At 67.7% G+C, this 13,593-nt stretch carries 15 protein-coding genes; 7 read left to right on the top strand and 8 right to left on the bottom strand.

All coding sequences use genetic code 11. The annotated features are described in order from the left end of the window. The first annotated feature begins 60 nt into the window (after nt 1-60). Genes ACNQS7_RS01555 through ACNQS7_RS01545 form a run of 3 tightly spaced genes read left to right on the top strand, consistent with a single transcriptional unit; the run spans nt 61 to nt 2,041 of the window. Entirely contained in the window at nt 61-888 is an 828-nt protein-coding gene (locus ACNQS7_RS01555; protein ID WP_418011142.1) for an SDR family oxidoreductase, read from the top strand. A gap of 38 nt (nt 889-926) precedes the next feature. After that, nucleotides 927-1,157 (top strand): hypothetical protein, encoded by a 231-nt coding sequence (locus ACNQS7_RS01550; RefSeq protein WP_418011141.1) that lies wholly within the window; start codon nt 927-929, stop codon nt 1,155-1,157. Then, complete coding sequence (locus ACNQS7_RS01545; protein ID WP_418011140.1) at nt 1,154-2,041, top strand: oxygenase MpaB family protein; 888 nt, start codon at nt 1,154-1,156, stop codon at nt 2,039-2,041. The genes ACNQS7_RS01550 and ACNQS7_RS01545 overlap by 4 nt, the downstream gene beginning before the upstream one ends. A 6-nt stretch (nt 2,042-2,047) precedes the next feature. Here the strand turns inward: ACNQS7_RS01545 and ACNQS7_RS01540 are convergent, their stop codons facing one another. From ACNQS7_RS01540 to ACNQS7_RS01530, 3 genes are all read right to left on the bottom strand, one after another. Further along, entirely contained in the window at nt 2,048-3,445 is a 1,398-nt protein-coding gene (locus ACNQS7_RS01540; RefSeq protein WP_418015844.1) for a flavin-containing monooxygenase, read from the bottom strand. Beyond that, the gene (locus ACNQS7_RS01535; RefSeq protein ID WP_418011139.1) at nt 3,336-4,952 is read right to left on the bottom strand and encodes an FAD-dependent oxidoreductase; all 1,617 of its coding nucleotides are present in this window, start codon (nt 4,950-4,952) and stop codon (nt 3,336-3,338) included. The genes ACNQS7_RS01540 and ACNQS7_RS01535 overlap by 110 nt, the downstream gene beginning before the upstream one ends. A 70-nt stretch (nt 4,953-5,022) precedes the next feature. Then, nucleotides 5,023-5,700 carry an alpha/beta hydrolase gene (locus tag ACNQS7_RS01530; RefSeq protein WP_418015843.1) on the bottom strand — a complete coding sequence of 226 codons (678 nt, stop codon included), beginning with the start codon at nt 5,698-5,700 and terminating at the stop codon, nt 5,023-5,025. A gap of 153 nt (nt 5,701-5,853) precedes the next feature. On the opposite strand from ACNQS7_RS01530, the gene ACNQS7_RS01525 reads away from it, so the two are divergent. The 4 genes from ACNQS7_RS01525 (at nt 5,854) to ACNQS7_RS01510 (ending at nt 9,274) form a co-directional block, all read left to right on the top strand. Then, nucleotides 5,854-6,009, top strand: coding sequence for a hypothetical protein (locus tag ACNQS7_RS01525; RefSeq protein ID WP_418011138.1), 156 nt, complete (start codon nt 5,854-5,856; stop codon nt 6,007-6,009). 74 nt (nt 6,010-6,083) lie between these two features. Next, complete coding sequence (cobG, locus tag ACNQS7_RS01520) at nt 6,084-7,175, top strand: precorrin-3B synthase (RefSeq protein WP_418011137.1); 1,092 nt, start codon at nt 6,084-6,086, stop codon at nt 7,173-7,175. A gap of 9 nt (nt 7,176-7,184) precedes the next feature. Further along, complete coding sequence (locus ACNQS7_RS01515; protein WP_418011136.1) at nt 7,185-7,811, top strand: precorrin-8X methylmutase; 627 nt, start codon at nt 7,185-7,187, stop codon at nt 7,809-7,811. Further along, the gene (locus ACNQS7_RS01510; protein ID WP_418011135.1) at nt 7,808-9,274 is read left to right on the top strand and encodes a precorrin-2 C(20)-methyltransferase; all 1,467 of its coding nucleotides are present in this window, start codon (nt 7,808-7,810) and stop codon (nt 9,272-9,274) included. The genes ACNQS7_RS01515 and ACNQS7_RS01510 overlap by 4 nt, the downstream gene beginning before the upstream one ends. On the opposite strand, the gene bla is transcribed toward ACNQS7_RS01510, so the two are convergent. Genes bla through ACNQS7_RS01485 form a run of 5 tightly spaced genes read right to left on the bottom strand, consistent with a single transcriptional unit; the run spans nt 9,271 to nt 13,577 of the window. Next, entirely contained in the window at nt 9,271-10,179 is a 909-nt protein-coding gene (bla, locus tag ACNQS7_RS01505; RefSeq protein WP_418011134.1) for a class A beta-lactamase, read from the bottom strand. The two genes, ACNQS7_RS01510 and bla, sit on opposite strands and share 4 nt — an antisense overlap. After that, the gene (locus ACNQS7_RS01500; RefSeq protein WP_418015842.1) at nt 10,176-10,910 is read right to left on the bottom strand and encodes a cobalt-precorrin-6A reductase; all 735 of its coding nucleotides are present in this window, start codon (nt 10,908-10,910) and stop codon (nt 10,176-10,178) included. Before ACNQS7_RS01500 ends, bla begins: the two co-directional genes overlap by 4 nt. Further along, the gene (cobM, locus tag ACNQS7_RS01495) at nt 10,907-11,662 is read right to left on the bottom strand and encodes a precorrin-4 C(11)-methyltransferase (protein ID WP_418011133.1); all 756 of its coding nucleotides are present in this window, start codon (nt 11,660-11,662) and stop codon (nt 10,907-10,909) included. Before cobM ends, ACNQS7_RS01500 begins: the two co-directional genes overlap by 4 nt. Continuing rightward, nucleotides 11,659-12,831 carry a precorrin-6y C5,15-methyltransferase (decarboxylating) subunit CbiE gene (cbiE, locus tag ACNQS7_RS01490; protein WP_418015841.1) on the bottom strand — a complete coding sequence of 391 codons (1,173 nt, stop codon included), beginning with the start codon at nt 12,829-12,831 and terminating at the stop codon, nt 11,659-11,661. The genes cobM and cbiE overlap by 4 nt, the downstream gene beginning before the upstream one ends. Continuing rightward, nucleotides 12,828-13,577: an SDR family NAD(P)-dependent oxidoreductase gene (locus ACNQS7_RS01485; RefSeq protein WP_418011132.1), complete on the bottom strand. Its 750-nt coding sequence runs from the start codon at nt 13,575-13,577 to the stop codon at nt 12,828-12,830. Before ACNQS7_RS01485 ends, cbiE begins: the two co-directional genes overlap by 4 nt. Nucleotides 13,578-13,593 lie beyond the last annotated feature (16 nt).

Genomic DNA, 13,593 nt, shown 5'->3' with positions numbered 1-13,593 from the left:
ACCGCAAATCAGCAAGGGATTGGCGGGACGGCGAGGGTCGCGACGTCGTACCGTGTAGCGATGACATCTTCGGTTGCCGGAAAAGTCGTCGCCATCACCGGAGGCGCTCGCGGAATCGGCCTGGCCATTGCCAGCGCGCTGCATAGTTCGGGCGCTAAAGTCGCCATCGGGGACATCGATGAAGCCGGCGCGAAGGCAGCGGGCGAGCGCCTCGGGTTGCCGCTCGCTACGCGATTGGACGTCACCGATCGCTCGTCGTTCACCGAGTTCCTGGACGCCGCGGAGAATCAGCTCGGTCCGCTCGACGTGGTGGTGAACAACGCCGGCCTGATCACGGTGGGCAGCGCGGTCGAGGAAACCGATGAGGCCACTCAACGCCTGTTCGACGTCAACGTCCACGGGGTCATCCTGGGCACCAAACTGGCCGCGCAGCGGATGCTGCCCCGCCGCCGCGGCCACGTCATCAACATCGGGTCGCTGGGCAGCGTGTTGCCCACCGAGGGCATCGCAACCTATTGCGCGACAAAGCACGCCGTGCTCGGCTACACCGACGCGGTCCGCATGGAGACCCGCGGCAGGGGTGTCCACTTCACCGTGATCATGCCGACGCTCACCAACACAGACATGGTCGCCGGCGTCGGGCATGCGAAGGGCTTCAAGAACGCCGAGCCGGAAGACGTCGCACGGGCCGTCGTCGGCGTAATTGGAAAGCCGGAACCACGGGTGGCCATCCCTCGTTCGCTGGGGCTCACGGTGTGGGCTCAGCGTCTGATGCCGTTGGGTGTCGCCGAGGCCCTCGGCCGTGCCCTGGGCACCGGGCGCGTCTTCACCAGCGACCTGCAACGCGAGCAGCACGACGTTTACACCCGGCGGACCGGCCTCTCCTGAATCCGGAGATAGTTGAGGGCCAAAGTCGTCTGCTCAGCATGCTGCGCTACTTTCTGCGCGCCGAAGCAATGCGCGATGTAGAGCTGCCCTCGGCACTACCGGTGGCGGTACTGCCGGTATTGGCTGCCAAGGTCGTTCGTTATCAATTACTTACCCGCACGCGGTGGGGTACCGCCTACGTCCAGCGGTGGGGCGACAGGTCTCGACAAAGAGTGCTGCGCCAATACTTCGGCGACCAGGCCCACGACGTGGGAAAGTTACCGCTGTGAGCACACGCATCGACCTGGGCCCGCGGTCATTGCTGTGGCGCTGGGCGGGCGACATGCGGATCGCGTTCGAAGGGGGCACGGCCGGCCTGATGCAGACGATGCATCCCGCCATCGGCCAGGGGCTCATTGACCATTCGAACTTCTTCGACGACCCCGTGGACCGGGTATTCCGTTCCCTGCCAGGCATTCTCGGTACCATCTACGACGGACCCGAGGCGGACGAGACCGGGCTCAAGGTGCGGGATTTCCACCGCGACATCAAGGGAGAGATGCCCGGCGGACAGCGTTATCACGCCCTCAAGCCGGAGACGTACTGGTGGGCGCACGCCACTTTCCAGGTGATGGTGCACCGCCTCGCCGAGTACTGGGATGTGCACCGCCTCACCGACCGCGAGCGTGAACAGCTCTACCAGGAGGGCTGCGAGTGGTACCGGCGTTACGGCATGTCGGAATCGGTACTGCCACCGACGTTGAGCGAGTTCAACCGCGAATATGAGCGCTACTGCGCAGAAGTGCTGCAGCCCAACGCCGCTTCGGACTTTCTGATCGAGTTCATCCATCGCACCGCGATCCCCGACATGAGCGCGTCACCGGATTATCCGAGCACTCCCCTGCTCAAACCCATCATGGACGTTCTGCTGCCCACCATGCCCGTCCGCACCGCCCTGGCACCGCCGATGCGCCTGGTGATTTTCGGCGGTCTGCCCCCAATTGTGCGCGAGCGCTTCGGGATTGGCTGGTCCGGCGTCGACGAGACCAGTTACCGCGCAGTGCGCGCGACCATCAGACAGGGATGGCGCGCCGTACCCGCGGCATTGAAATGGCACGATGCCGCCCGCAAGGGCTGGCTGCGCGAACTGGGCAGCGTTCCCCGTCGCGTGTAGCCGGGTTCAGGCCCTTCGCACGTCGAAGTCGGCGAGCTCGGGCTGCCGCAGCAGCTCATGGTGGGTTTCGGGCGTCCACGGGAACAGTTCCGGCAAGCCGTCTTTGCCGAGATACCAGCTGTTGCAGCCGCTCACCCAAATGGTCTGCGGCATCGCGGCTTTCATGTCTTCGTTGTATTGCTTGGTAGCGGCCTCCGTGGGCGCGGCCGCGACCACCCGCCCGGCACGCAACTGCTCGATCCACCACATCACGTAGTTCGCCTGGTCCTCGGCGATGGGAATCAGGGATTGGTTGCCGATCGGCGAGTGCGGTCCCATCATCATGAACAAATTAGGGAAGCCCGGTACAGCGATGGACCGGTACGCCATCGGGCCGTCGGCCCAGGCTTCGTCCAGGGTCAACCCGCCTTCCCCGATGATCTCCATCGGCCGCACATAGGCCCGGGCGTCGAACCCGGTGGCGAACACCAGCAGATCAAGTTCGTGCAGGACGCCGTCCGCGGTGACGATGCCGCGCGCCTCGATGTGATCGATCGGGTCGGTGATGATTTCCACGCCAGGCTTCTGCACGGATTTGTAGAAGCGCCCAGCCATCACTTGCCGTTTGCACATCGGCTGGTAGTTCGGGGTAAGTTTGGCGCGCAATTGCGGGTCGCGCACCGAAAGCCTTAGGTTCCAACGACATTCGGCGGTGGCCAGGCGCCGTTGCCAACCCGGCTGGATCGGGGCGCGGCCGAAAATCAACCGGAAGAACCAACCCCAGAACAAGTAGGGCAACCGATTCAGCCCCGCGAAGCGCGACAGCAGCGCCTGCGTCAGCTTCGAGTAACGGGGATTGGGCAGCGGGTAGACCCACTGGGCAGTGCGCTGGAAGACCTTGAGCTGCCGCACCGTGCCGCCCAGCTCCGCGGTGATCTGCACTCCGGTGGACCCGGTACCGATCAGGCCGATCCGCTTGTCGGGCAACGACACCGAGTGGTCCCAGCGCGACGAGTGGAACGCGGGCCCGGCGAATGAGTCGCGACCGGGGATGTCCGGGTAGCGCGGCACCCGCAGCACCCCGGTCGCAGTGACCAGGACGTCGAACGTCTCCTGCCCTGCCTCGGTGGTGAGTCTCCACTTTCCGTCGTCATACTCGGCCCGGGTGACGGTGGTGCCGAACCGGATATGCGGACGAATACCGCGTTCGTCGGCCACCTGCTGGAAGTAGCGCTGGATCTCCCCTCCCGGCGGCAACCAGTGGGACCAGTTCGGGTTGGGCCGGAAGGAGTACGAGTAGTAACGCGACGGCACATCACAGGTGAGTCCGGGATAGGTGTTGTCGCGCCAGGTGCCTCCGACGTCGTCCGCCTTCTCGAAGATGGTGAACGATTCGATGTCGGCATCCTGCAGTTTGGCCGCCATGCAGATGCCGGACATGCCGGCGCCGATGATCGCGACCTTCAGTGCACGTTGCTGCATGACAGCCTCCCGGTGTTGGCGATGACGTGCACGTTACGCCGATCGGGCCGGCGTCCCCCAGAGATTCGCGGGTGCCCACAACTCCGCCGGACCCCTCGTGGACGGACCGCACGTCCGTCCGGCGGTGTTGTGCCCGCGCGACCCGCAGCATCATGGCGGGCCGCAGCAATTGAGCCGGCGGGTCGATCATCGCGGTGACCCGCATGAACTGCGCGGCGACGACGGGGTCGGACTCCGCCGCAGTCATCACCGGCTCGAGGCAGGAATTGTTGAAGCGAATCCACAGCGGTCGCGGACCCGGCACCTCTGGCAGCGCGAGATCAGACGCCACGGCGGTCTGCCAAGCGACCCGCACCTTTTTCGCGGCAGTGTGAGTGAAGCGGCGGACCAGGTGATGACCGCCGCGTCGCAGACAGTCCCGCAACACCGTCGCTTCGACGGCGGCAACCGTCATGCCCTGCCCGTAGATCGGGTTGAAGCTGCACACGGCGTCCCCCAGGACCAGCAGACCATCGGGGATCCGCCGCATCTTGTCGTAGCGCCGCCACCGGTTGGAGGGCACTCGATGGTGCACGATGTCGCCGACCGGCTCAGCGTGGCGCATCGCCGCCGCGACTTCGGGCGCGAACTCTGCTGCGTAAGAAAGTATTTCGGCGTAATCACGCGGCGGTTCAAGCCCGGCCATGGTGCCGGCAGCGATCATCCAGGAGTTGTTCTCGTATCCGATCATTGCGAACATCCGCGGCCGGCCCGGTCGCGGGAAGTGGGCGATCATGTGTTCTTTGATGATGCCGGGCGGTATGTGAACGACTTGACTGGCGTAGGCGAGTTGTACCTTGACCTCGTCCTCCGGTGGGCGTCCGTAGCCGAGTTGCTCGAGGAAGACCGGCGTGCGGGACCCACGTCCGGTGGCGTCGATGACGAGGTCAGCTGCGAGGGTCTTCTCATGGTCGGCCGGGCGGTCGATCACCCGCACCCCGTTGACACGCCGGCGATCTGGTGTCGCGGTCAGACCGACGACATCGTGTTGCTCACAGAAGGTCACCTTCGGAATCATCCGAACTCGTTGTCGCACATTCCATTCCAGCATCGGACGACTTGGTGACACGATCTGGGGCGCGGCCGCAGACCGGCCCGAGCGCACCAGCGCATGCCCGTTGAACGACCAGTCCAGCTTGGCGAAATCCCCGTCGTCCCAGGTGGTGGCCCCCTGAGCGATCAGATCGTCCCGGATGCCGGGGAAGAGCTCTTCGAGCACCCGGGTCAGCCTCGCCAGGCAGGCGTGGATCAACCGCCCCTGCGGAACCCCACGGCGGTTGACCGGCTCGTCGGGCAGGACGTCACGTTCGACGACCGTCACCCGGTCGTAGTAGTCGGACAACACCCGGGCCGCCAGCAGGCCGCCCATGCTGGCACCCAGCACCACCGCATGACCACCGTGTCGCACCATTGCACACTCCTTTGTCCATGGACTGCCACGAAGTGTGCTGCGGCGCCGCGCGGGCGCTTAGAGTAGTTGACTACTTAAATTCGGCGCGGGCGAGCACTGCAATCCGCTCCGCGACGTCCCGGGCCACCTGCTGCGCGCCGTCGCTTTCGCCCGGCACGTAACGATCGGCGGCCGCGTCGTAGTCGGCGCCGGCGATCGAACCGTGATCGGCCGCCAGTGTCACCACCTGCACCGGCCAACCGGCATGCTGCAGCGCCGACGCGAATTCTTCACTCGCAGTGGGCGGTACGACGTCATCGGCCAGACCGTGCAGCAGGGTGAAGGCAGAATGCGCCTGGGCTCCAGACAGGAGTTGGGTGACGGCACGTCCCGAGATCGGGTCGTTGGCCATGAAGGCGCCGGCCAGGCAGACGGTGTGCGCGATCGCCACGTTGTGGCGCTGCGCATCCAGCGTCAGGCCCGCCGCGGCGGCACCACCCATGGACCATCCCACCAGCACGATGCTGCCGGTTGCCCGCTCACGGGCGAAGTCGACCGAGCGCAGCAGGTCTGCGCGCCCGCCATCGTCGGCGTGAGAATTCCAGTCCGGCGCGATGACAGTGGCACCGTGTTCGGCCAGCCGCCGCGCAAGGGGCCGGACCGCAGCGCGCGCGTCACTCTGCATGCCGTGCCACAGCAGGATGGTTGGCCGCGCCTGGTCGCCGAAGACATCGACCGACCGTCCCGGGGCGTATTCGAGCGTCTGCACAGACACCGGTTGCCCGCGGATCGTGTCGACAAACCATGCCCGGCGGGGCCGTGCGAAACATGTGCACATTCTTTGAGTCAGCGCCACCCACTTGTTAATGACAATCATTTTCAATAACTATTGGCCGTCACTGAAACGAGAGGAGCAAACCAGATGCGCACGGCGTCCAGGAAATTCAGGCTGACGGCGAGGGTGGTGGTCGTCGCGGCGGCCGCGGTTTTCGCCGCTTCGACCCTGTCCGGTTGCGATGCGTTGTATTCGCAGCTGCACCAGACCGTCCCGCACGACCACGAGGGCCACATCCACTGAGTGTTGATCCCGAAGTCCGGGCGACGTCTGCTCGGACTTCGGGACCGGCACTGGCTTGTCAGTAATCTGGGCAGATGGCCCGCCTCCGCGACTCCGACGCCTGCCCGGGCGCGCTGCAGGTGCACCAGGCCGCAGATGGCCCGCTGATAAGGGTTCGGTTGCCGGGAGGCACGCTCACCGCCGCGCAATTGGCGACGCTGGCTCGCCTGTCTGCCGATTTCGGGTCGTCGACCTTGGAGCTCACCGGACGGGGCAACGTCCAGCTACGCGCGGTCACCGACGTCGTCAAGGTCGCCGGAGGCATCGCCGAATCCGGGCTGCTGCCCTCACCCACCCACGAGCGCGTCCGCAACATTGTGGCGTCCCCGCTGTCCGGCCGGCTCGGCGGAAACGCCGATGTGCGGGGTTGGGTTGCCGACCTGGACGCGGCGATCTGCGCGGAACCCGGCCTGGCCGGGCTGGGTGGCCGGTTCTGGTTCAGCCTCGACGACGGCCGCGGTGACGTGTCGGGTCTGCACGCCGATGTCGGCGTGCACGTGTTTCCCGACGGCCCCAGGCTGGTGCTGGCCGGTCGCGACACCGGCATCCCCGTCACCGATGTCTGCCAGAACTTGATCGACGTGGCGCTGAAGTTCCTCAAGATCCGTGGAAAGGCCTGGCGGGTAACCGAACTCGATAATCTCGGCGATCTGTTGCCGGGCGCGGACCTGGGTCCCGCCTTTCCCTCACTCGGCAAGGCGCCGGTGGGATGGATCCCGCAGGACGACGGCCGGGTCGCGCTGGGAGCCGCCGTGCCTCTCGGAGTGCTGGCCGCCCGCGTCGCCGAATTCCTGGCCGCCATCGAGGCACCGATCCTGCTCACCCCGTGGCGGTCGGTGCTGGTGTGCGACCTCCCCGAAGAACGCGCGGACGTAGCACTCCGCGTGCTGGCGCCGCTGGGTCTGATATTCGACGAGAACTCCCCCTGGCTGGCCATCAGCGCGTGCACCGGCAGCCCCGGGTGCGCCCACTCCGCCGCCGACGTGCGGGCAGACGCCGCGCGAGCACTGGACGCCGGTTACCCCGGGCACCGGCACTTCGTCGGATGCGAACGGGCGTGCGGCAGCCCGCTGGACGGCGAGGTGCTGGTTGCCACCGGCACGGGGTACCGGCTGCTGAGGTCTTAAGGTGAGCGAGTGCTCGACTACATCCGCGACGCCGCGGAGATCTACCGGCAGTCGTTCGCGACCATCCGCGCCGAAGCCGACCTCACCCGATTTCCCGCCGACGTCGAACGCGTGGTGGTTCGCCTGATCCACACCTGCGGCCAGGTCGACGTCGCTGAGCACGTCGCCTACACCGACGATGTGGTCGGCCGGGCCCGGGCCGCGTTGTGCGGCGGCGCGCCGGTGCTGTGTGACTCGTCGATGGTGGCTGCCGGGATCACCAAGGCGCGGCTGCCGGTGGGCAACGAGGTGGTGTCGTTGGTCGCCGATCCACGTGCGGCCACGTTGGCCGCCGAGCAGGGAACCACCCGCTCGGCTGCCGCCGTCGACCTGTGGGCCGATGAGTTGGACGGCGCCGTGGTCGCGATCGGCAACGCCCCGACCGCGCTGTTCCGCCTGCTGGAGTTGGTCGACGAAGGGGTTGCCCCGCCCGCGGCGATATTGGGTGGGCCCGTCGGTTTCGTCGGCTCCGCCCAGTCCAAGCAGGAGCTCATCGAGCGCCCGCGCGGCATGTCCTATCTGCTGGTGCTGGGCCGCCGCGGCGGCAGTGCCATGGCCGCCGCGGCCGTCAACGCGATAGCAAACGAGCGCGAATGACGGGCACGCTATGGGGGGTGGGGCTGGGTCCCGGCGATCCAGAGCTGGTGACGGTCAAGGCGGCGCGGCTCATCGGCGAGGCAGACGTGGTGGCCTATCACAGCGCCCGGCACGGTCGCAGCATCGCGCGCGGCATCGCCGAACCGTACCTGCGGCCCGGTCAGATCGAAGAGCACCTGGTGTATCCGGTGACCACCGAGACGACCGACCATCCCGGGGGCTATGCGGGCGCGCTGGAGGACTTCTACGTCGCGGCCACCGAACGGATCGCCGCACACCTGACCGCCGGGCGCAACGTGGCACTGCTGGCCGAAGGCGACCCGCTGTTCTACAGCTCCTACATGCATCTGCACACCCGTCTGACGGAGCGGTTCAATGCGGTGATCGTGCCGGGCGTCACGTCGGTGAGCGCCGCGTCGGCCGCAGTCGCCACTCCCCTGGTGGCCGGCGACGAGGTGCTCTCGGTGTTGCCGGGCACGCTGCCGGTAGCGGAGTTGACCCGCCGGCTCGCCGATGCCGACGCGGCGGTGATACTCAAACTCGGTCGCTCCTATCGCAATGTGCGCGAGGCGCTTTCGGCTTCCGGACAGCTCGACGACACGTTCTACGTGGAGCGGGCGAGCACCACGGGCCAGCGGGTGCTGCCCGCCGCTGACGTCGACGAGACCGGTGTGCCGTACTTTTCACTGGCCATGCTCCCGGGCGGCAGGCGCCGCCGTAGTGCGACCGGCTCCGTCGCCGTGGTGGGACTGGGGCCTGGTGGCACCGACTGGATGACACCGCAGAGCCGGCGCGAGTTGGCCGGCGCCACCGACCTGATCGGCTACGCCGGATATCTCAACCGGGTTCCCCCGCGCGAAGGACAGCGGCGCCACGCCAGCGACAACACCGACGAACCGGCCCGCGCCCGGTTGGCCTGCTCGCTCGCCGAGCAGGGGCATGCCGTGGCAGTGGTGTCATCGGGTGACCCGGGTGTGTTCGCGATGGCCACCGCGGTTCTCGAGGAGGCCAAGCAGTGGCCGGACGTGCAGGTCCGGGTGATCCCCGCGATGACCGCCGCCCAGGCGGTGGCCAGCCGGGTGGGCGCGCCCCTGGGCCATGACTATGCCGTGATCTCACTGTCGGACCGGCTCAAGCCGTGGGACGTCATCGCCGCACGCGTGGCTGCCGCGGCGGCCGCCGACCTGGTGCTGGCGATCTACAACCCGGCGTCGAAGTCGCGGACCTGGCAGGTCGGCGCCATGCGGGACCTCCTGCTGGCCCATCGCGAACCGGGCACGCCGGTGGTGGTCGGCCGCAACGTGTCCGGTCCGGACGAACAGGTACGCGTGGTGCGGCTGGCGGACCTGAACCCCGCCGACGTCGACATGCGCTGCCTGCTGATCATCGGTTCGTCCCAAACACAGTGGCATACAACAGATTCCGGCGACCGAGTGTTCACGCCCCGAACCTATCCGGGCTAGCCGCTGACAGCGGAGGCCACGATGCGCGCGGCGTCGGCGACGAATGCCTCGTCGGGCTGAGCGTCGTATCCGCCGGCGGCCATATCGGTGTAGATCGCGATGACGTGGGGGACGCCGGCCGGCGACCATACGACAGCGACATCGTTGGCTCGCCCGTAGTCGCCCGACCCGGTCTTGTCGATCACCTTCCAGTCGGCCGCAAACGCGGCACGGATCCGCTTTCCGCCGGTGGTGTTGCGGGCCATCCAGTCGATGAGCAGCGTCCGCTTGTCCTGCGGCAGTGCGTCGCCCAGCACCAGCTGCTGGAAGACACCGGCGATCGCGCGCGGCGTCGTGGTGTCCCGCTCGTCGTTTGGCGGGTTGCCGTTGAGCTCCGGCTCCGCCTGGTCCAGTCGACTCGTGCTGTCCCCCAGGCTGCGCAGGTAGGCGGTCAAGCCGGCGGGTCCGCCTATCCGGTTGAGCAACAGGTTAGCGGCGGTGTTGTCGCTGTAGCGGATGGCGGCATCGCACAACTCGCCGACGGTCATTCCGGTGTCGACGTGCTGCTCGGCGATCGGCGACGGCGAGGTGATGTCGGCCTTGCTGAAAGTCACGCGCTGGTCGAGGTAGGCGAGCGGATACTGGTGCAACACCGCCGCCACCAGAGGCGCTTTGAACGTGGAGCAGATCGCGAACCGTTCGTCGGCGCGGTAGGCAATCGCCGCGGCCGTGCCGCTGGCGGGCACGTAGACCCCCACCCTGCCCCGGTAGCGTCGCTCGATTTCGGCGAACCGATTGGACAGGTCCGGCGCTGGGCTCGAGGTGGCAGTCGGCTGCGTGCGACGGGCACCGTTGGCACACGCCGCCAGCGGCAGCACGGCGGCCGCCGTCAACAATTCGCGTCGGCGGAGTCGGGGCGAGCTCACGGTGTACATACCTCCATTACCCAGCGCGCGGCTGCCGCGACGCTGCCGACCGTCCTGACTCCCTCGGGTAACGGCGGTCGCTCCACCATCACCACCGGAATCCTTAGTGCCGCGGCGGCATCCACCTTGCCGCGGGTCATCTCGCCACCGCTGTTTTTCGTCACCAGCGCGTCGATGCGGTGTTGGGCGAGAATCTTCACTTCGTCGTCGTACCGGTACGGGCCGCGCGAGAGCAGCAGCCGGTGGTGTCGCGGCATCGCGGTGTCATCCGGGGCGGTGACGGCGCGGATCAGGAACCAGGCGTCGCTGTCGGCGAAAGCGGCGGCGCCGGATCGTCCGGTCGTCAGAAAGACTCTCGAATAGCGTCGCGCGGCAACTTCTTTCGCTGCTGCGGTGTCTGACGCGACGACGGTGGCCGAACCCGGATCCCAGGGCGGGCGGGCCAGCACCAGGTGCGGAACCCGCAACTCGGCGCACGCCCGCGCGGCGTGCGCGGTCATGGTGGCCGCGAACGGATGGGTGGCGTCGACGACGGCGTCGATGCGTTCGTCGCGCAGCCACTGGCGCAGTCCCTCGACACCGCCGAAGCCGCCGATACGCACCGGGCCCACCGGCAGCGCTGGGTCGGGAACCCGGCCGGCCAGCGAGCTGACGATATCGACATCTGGGTGCAGGGCTTTCGCCAATGCGCGCCCCTCGGCGGTACCGCCGAGCAGCAAAACCCGCATCAGTGTGGCCCTTTGTCACGCCGCGCTACCGAATACAGATAACTGTCGGTAAAACCTTCGGCCCCCAGCACGTCGCCGACCACGATGACGGCGGTCTTGGTGACGTTGGCCTGATGCATCTGCCCGGCGATGTCGGCCAACGTGCCACGCAACACAATCTGCTTGGGCCAGCTAGCGAAAGCGACTACAGCCGTGGGGGTTTGAGCGCTATAGCCACCGGCGAGGAGCTGCGGGACGATGCTGTCGATTTGCGCTGCGGCCAGATGCAGAACCAGCGTGGCACCGGATCGGGCGAGGGCCGTGAGGTCTTCGCCGGGCGGCATGGCGGTCGACAGGGTCGAGACTCGGGTCAAAGTGACGGTCTGCGCGACTCCGGGGACGGTCAGTTCCCGCTTCAGCGCGGCCGCCGCGGCGGCGAAAGCCGGTACGCCCGGCACGATTTCGTAACCAACGCCGATGGTGTCGAGTCGCCGGCACTGCTCGGCGAGCGCGCTGTAGAGCGACGGGTCACCGGAGTGCAACCGCGCGACGTCGTGGCCGGCGGCGTCGGCCTCGGCAAGCTCGGCGATGATCTGATCCAGCGTCAGCGGGCCGGTATCGACGATCTTGGCGTCGGGCGGGCATTGCGCGAGAAGGTCGGTGGGCATGATGGAGCCGGCATACAGGCACACCGGGCAGCGTTGCAGGAGCCGCTGGCCGCGCACGGTGATCAGATCCGCGGCGCCGGGCCCGGCGCCGATGAAGTAGACCGTCACTGCTTGGTCACCGACCATTGCGTGACGGGATACTGGGGCCGCCAGCCGGTGAAACCTCCCAGCGGTTCGCCCTGGTAATGCTGGAACCGCCGGAGCTCACCGCCAAGTCTCGAATATTGTTGCGCCAGAATGGCTTCAGACTCCACGGTGACGGCGTTGGCCACCAGGTGCCCGCCCGCGGCCAGGTGTTCCAGACAGGCGTCGAGCAGGCCCGGGCGGGTCAGACCGCCGCCGAGGAAGATCGCCGACGGGTGCGGCGCCCCGGCGAACTCGTCGGGCGCCGCCCCGCGCAGCTCGACGCTCACACCGTTGGCCGCGGCGTTGAATCCGATGTTGAGCCGGCGTCGTTCGTCGAGTTCGAACGCCACCGCGGTGCAACCCGGCGCGCTGCGGCACCACTCGACGGCGATGCTGCCCGAGCCGGCGCCGACATCCCACAACCGCCCGCCCGGCCGCGGGTCCAGGGCCGCCAGTGTCGCCGCCCGGATTGCGTGCTTGGAGATCTGTCCGTCGTGCATGAAGGCGTCGTCAGGCAGCGATGCCCTGCGACTGTCGGGCAGGTAACGGATCGCGATCACGTTGAGATCGTCGACGTCCTGGCCGGCGTCGTGCGCCCACGTGCGGGCGGTGCCGTCGCGGCGGCGTTCGTCGGGCCCGCCGAGCAGTTCCAGGACCGTGAATTCGGAGTCGCCACGACCGTAGGCGTCCAGCGCCGCGGCCAGGGTCTTTGGTGTGATGTGGTTGCGCGACAACACGATCGCCTGGCCGCCGCGCCGGATCGCGGTGTGTGGTTCGGCCGTGACCAGACTGATCACCTCGGTGTCCTGGACGTTCCAGCCCATCCGCGCACACGCCAGGGTGACCGACGATACGTGCGGCATGACCCGCACCTTTTCCGCACCGAAGAGACGGATCAGCGTGCCGCCGATGCCGTGCAGCAGCGGGTCACCGCTGGCGACGACGTGGATGTCCGGCCCGTCGGCCGGCAGGGCTTGCAACGCGGGCAGCATCGGGGACGGCCACTCCCGGCGCGGCGCCGCGATGGTGTCGCCGATCAGTTCGAGCTGCCGCTTGGATCCGTAAATGGTTGCGGCCCGTTGCAATTCGGATCTGGAGGCCGCGGACAGGCCGGCGGTTCCATCGGCGCCGATGCCGACGACGATGATCATCGCGGCATCCTGCGCCATACCGGCTGCGGTAACAGTCGCAGCGCGAAGAACATCGGTCGCAGCGCCCACGGAATCCAGACGGTGCGCCTGCCCTTGGCCAACGCTCGGGCTGTCGCGGCAGCGACCTGTTCGGGAGTGCTGGACAAGGGCGCGGGCGTCATGCCGTCGGTCATCCGGCCGATGACGAACCCGGGCCGGGCGATCAACAACTGGACCCCGCTGCCGTGCAGCGCGTCGGCCAGTCCGTTGGCGAAGCCGTCCAGGCCGGCCTTCGCCGAGCCGTAGACGTAATTGGCGCGACGCACGCGCACCCCGGCCACCGAGGAGAACACCACCAGCGATCCCTGTTGAGCGGTGCGCATGGCTGACGCGAGATGGGTGAGCAGGCTGACCTGGGCGACGTAGTCGGTATGCACGATGGCGACGGCGTGCGCGGCATCGTGTTCGGCGCGGCCCTGGTCACCGAGGATTCCGAAAGCCAGGACCGCGGTGCCGATGGGGCCGTGTTCGGCGATCAGTGCCTTCACCAGCGGGCCGTGCGAGGCCACGTCGTCGGCGTCGAATTCCTGAGTGTGCACGGCGCTGGCGCCGGCGGCGAGCAGCGTGGATTTCTGATGCTCGAGCCGGTCGGCGTTGCGCGCCGCCAGCACCACGGTCGCTGCCGGCGCCAGGCGTCGCGCGAGTTCAATGCCGATCTCGCTGCGACCGCCGAAAATTACCAGCGGACCAACGCGGGTGTCGTCCACGGCTGTGATTATTGCC

It is taken from the genome of Mycobacterium sp. 23 (genome assembly GCF_048287075.1).
Classification (GTDB): Bacteria; Actinomycetota; Actinomycetes; order Mycobacteriales; family Mycobacteriaceae; genus Mycobacterium; species Mycobacterium gordonae_B.
The sequence above is the reverse complement of the archived record's forward strand: the minus strand, read 5'-3'. Positions and strand labels throughout refer to the sequence as shown.

Excerpts from the sequence above, each read along its gene's own strand:
- ACNQS7_RS01555 (WP_418011142.1), top strand. The coding sequence starts at position 61 with ATGACATCTTCGGTTGCCGGAAAAGTCGTCGCCATCACCGGAGGCGCT.
- ACNQS7_RS01550 (WP_418011141.1), top strand. The coding sequence starts at position 927 with ATGCTGCGCTACTTTCTGCGCGCCGAAGCAATGCGCGATGTAGAGCTG.
- ACNQS7_RS01540 (WP_418015844.1), bottom strand. The coding sequence starts at position 3,445 with ATGGCGGCCAAACTGCAGGATGCCGACATCGAATCGTTCACCATCTTC.
- ACNQS7_RS01535 (WP_418011139.1), bottom strand. The coding sequence starts at position 4,952 with ATGGTGCGACACGGTGGTCATGCGGTGGTGCTGGGTGCCAGCATGGGC.
- ACNQS7_RS01525 (WP_418011138.1), top strand. The coding sequence starts at position 5,854 with ATGCGCACGGCGTCCAGGAAATTCAGGCTGACGGCGAGGGTGGTGGTC.
- cobG (WP_418011137.1), top strand. The coding sequence starts at position 6,084 with ATGGCCCGCCTCCGCGACTCCGACGCCTGCCCGGGCGCGCTGCAGGTG.
- ACNQS7_RS01510 (WP_418011135.1), top strand. The coding sequence starts at position 7,808 with ATGACGGGCACGCTATGGGGGGTGGGGCTGGGTCCCGGCGATCCAGAG.
- cbiE (WP_418015841.1), bottom strand. The coding sequence starts at position 12,831 with ATGATCATCGTCGTCGGCATCGGCGCCGATGGAACCGCCGGCCTGTCC.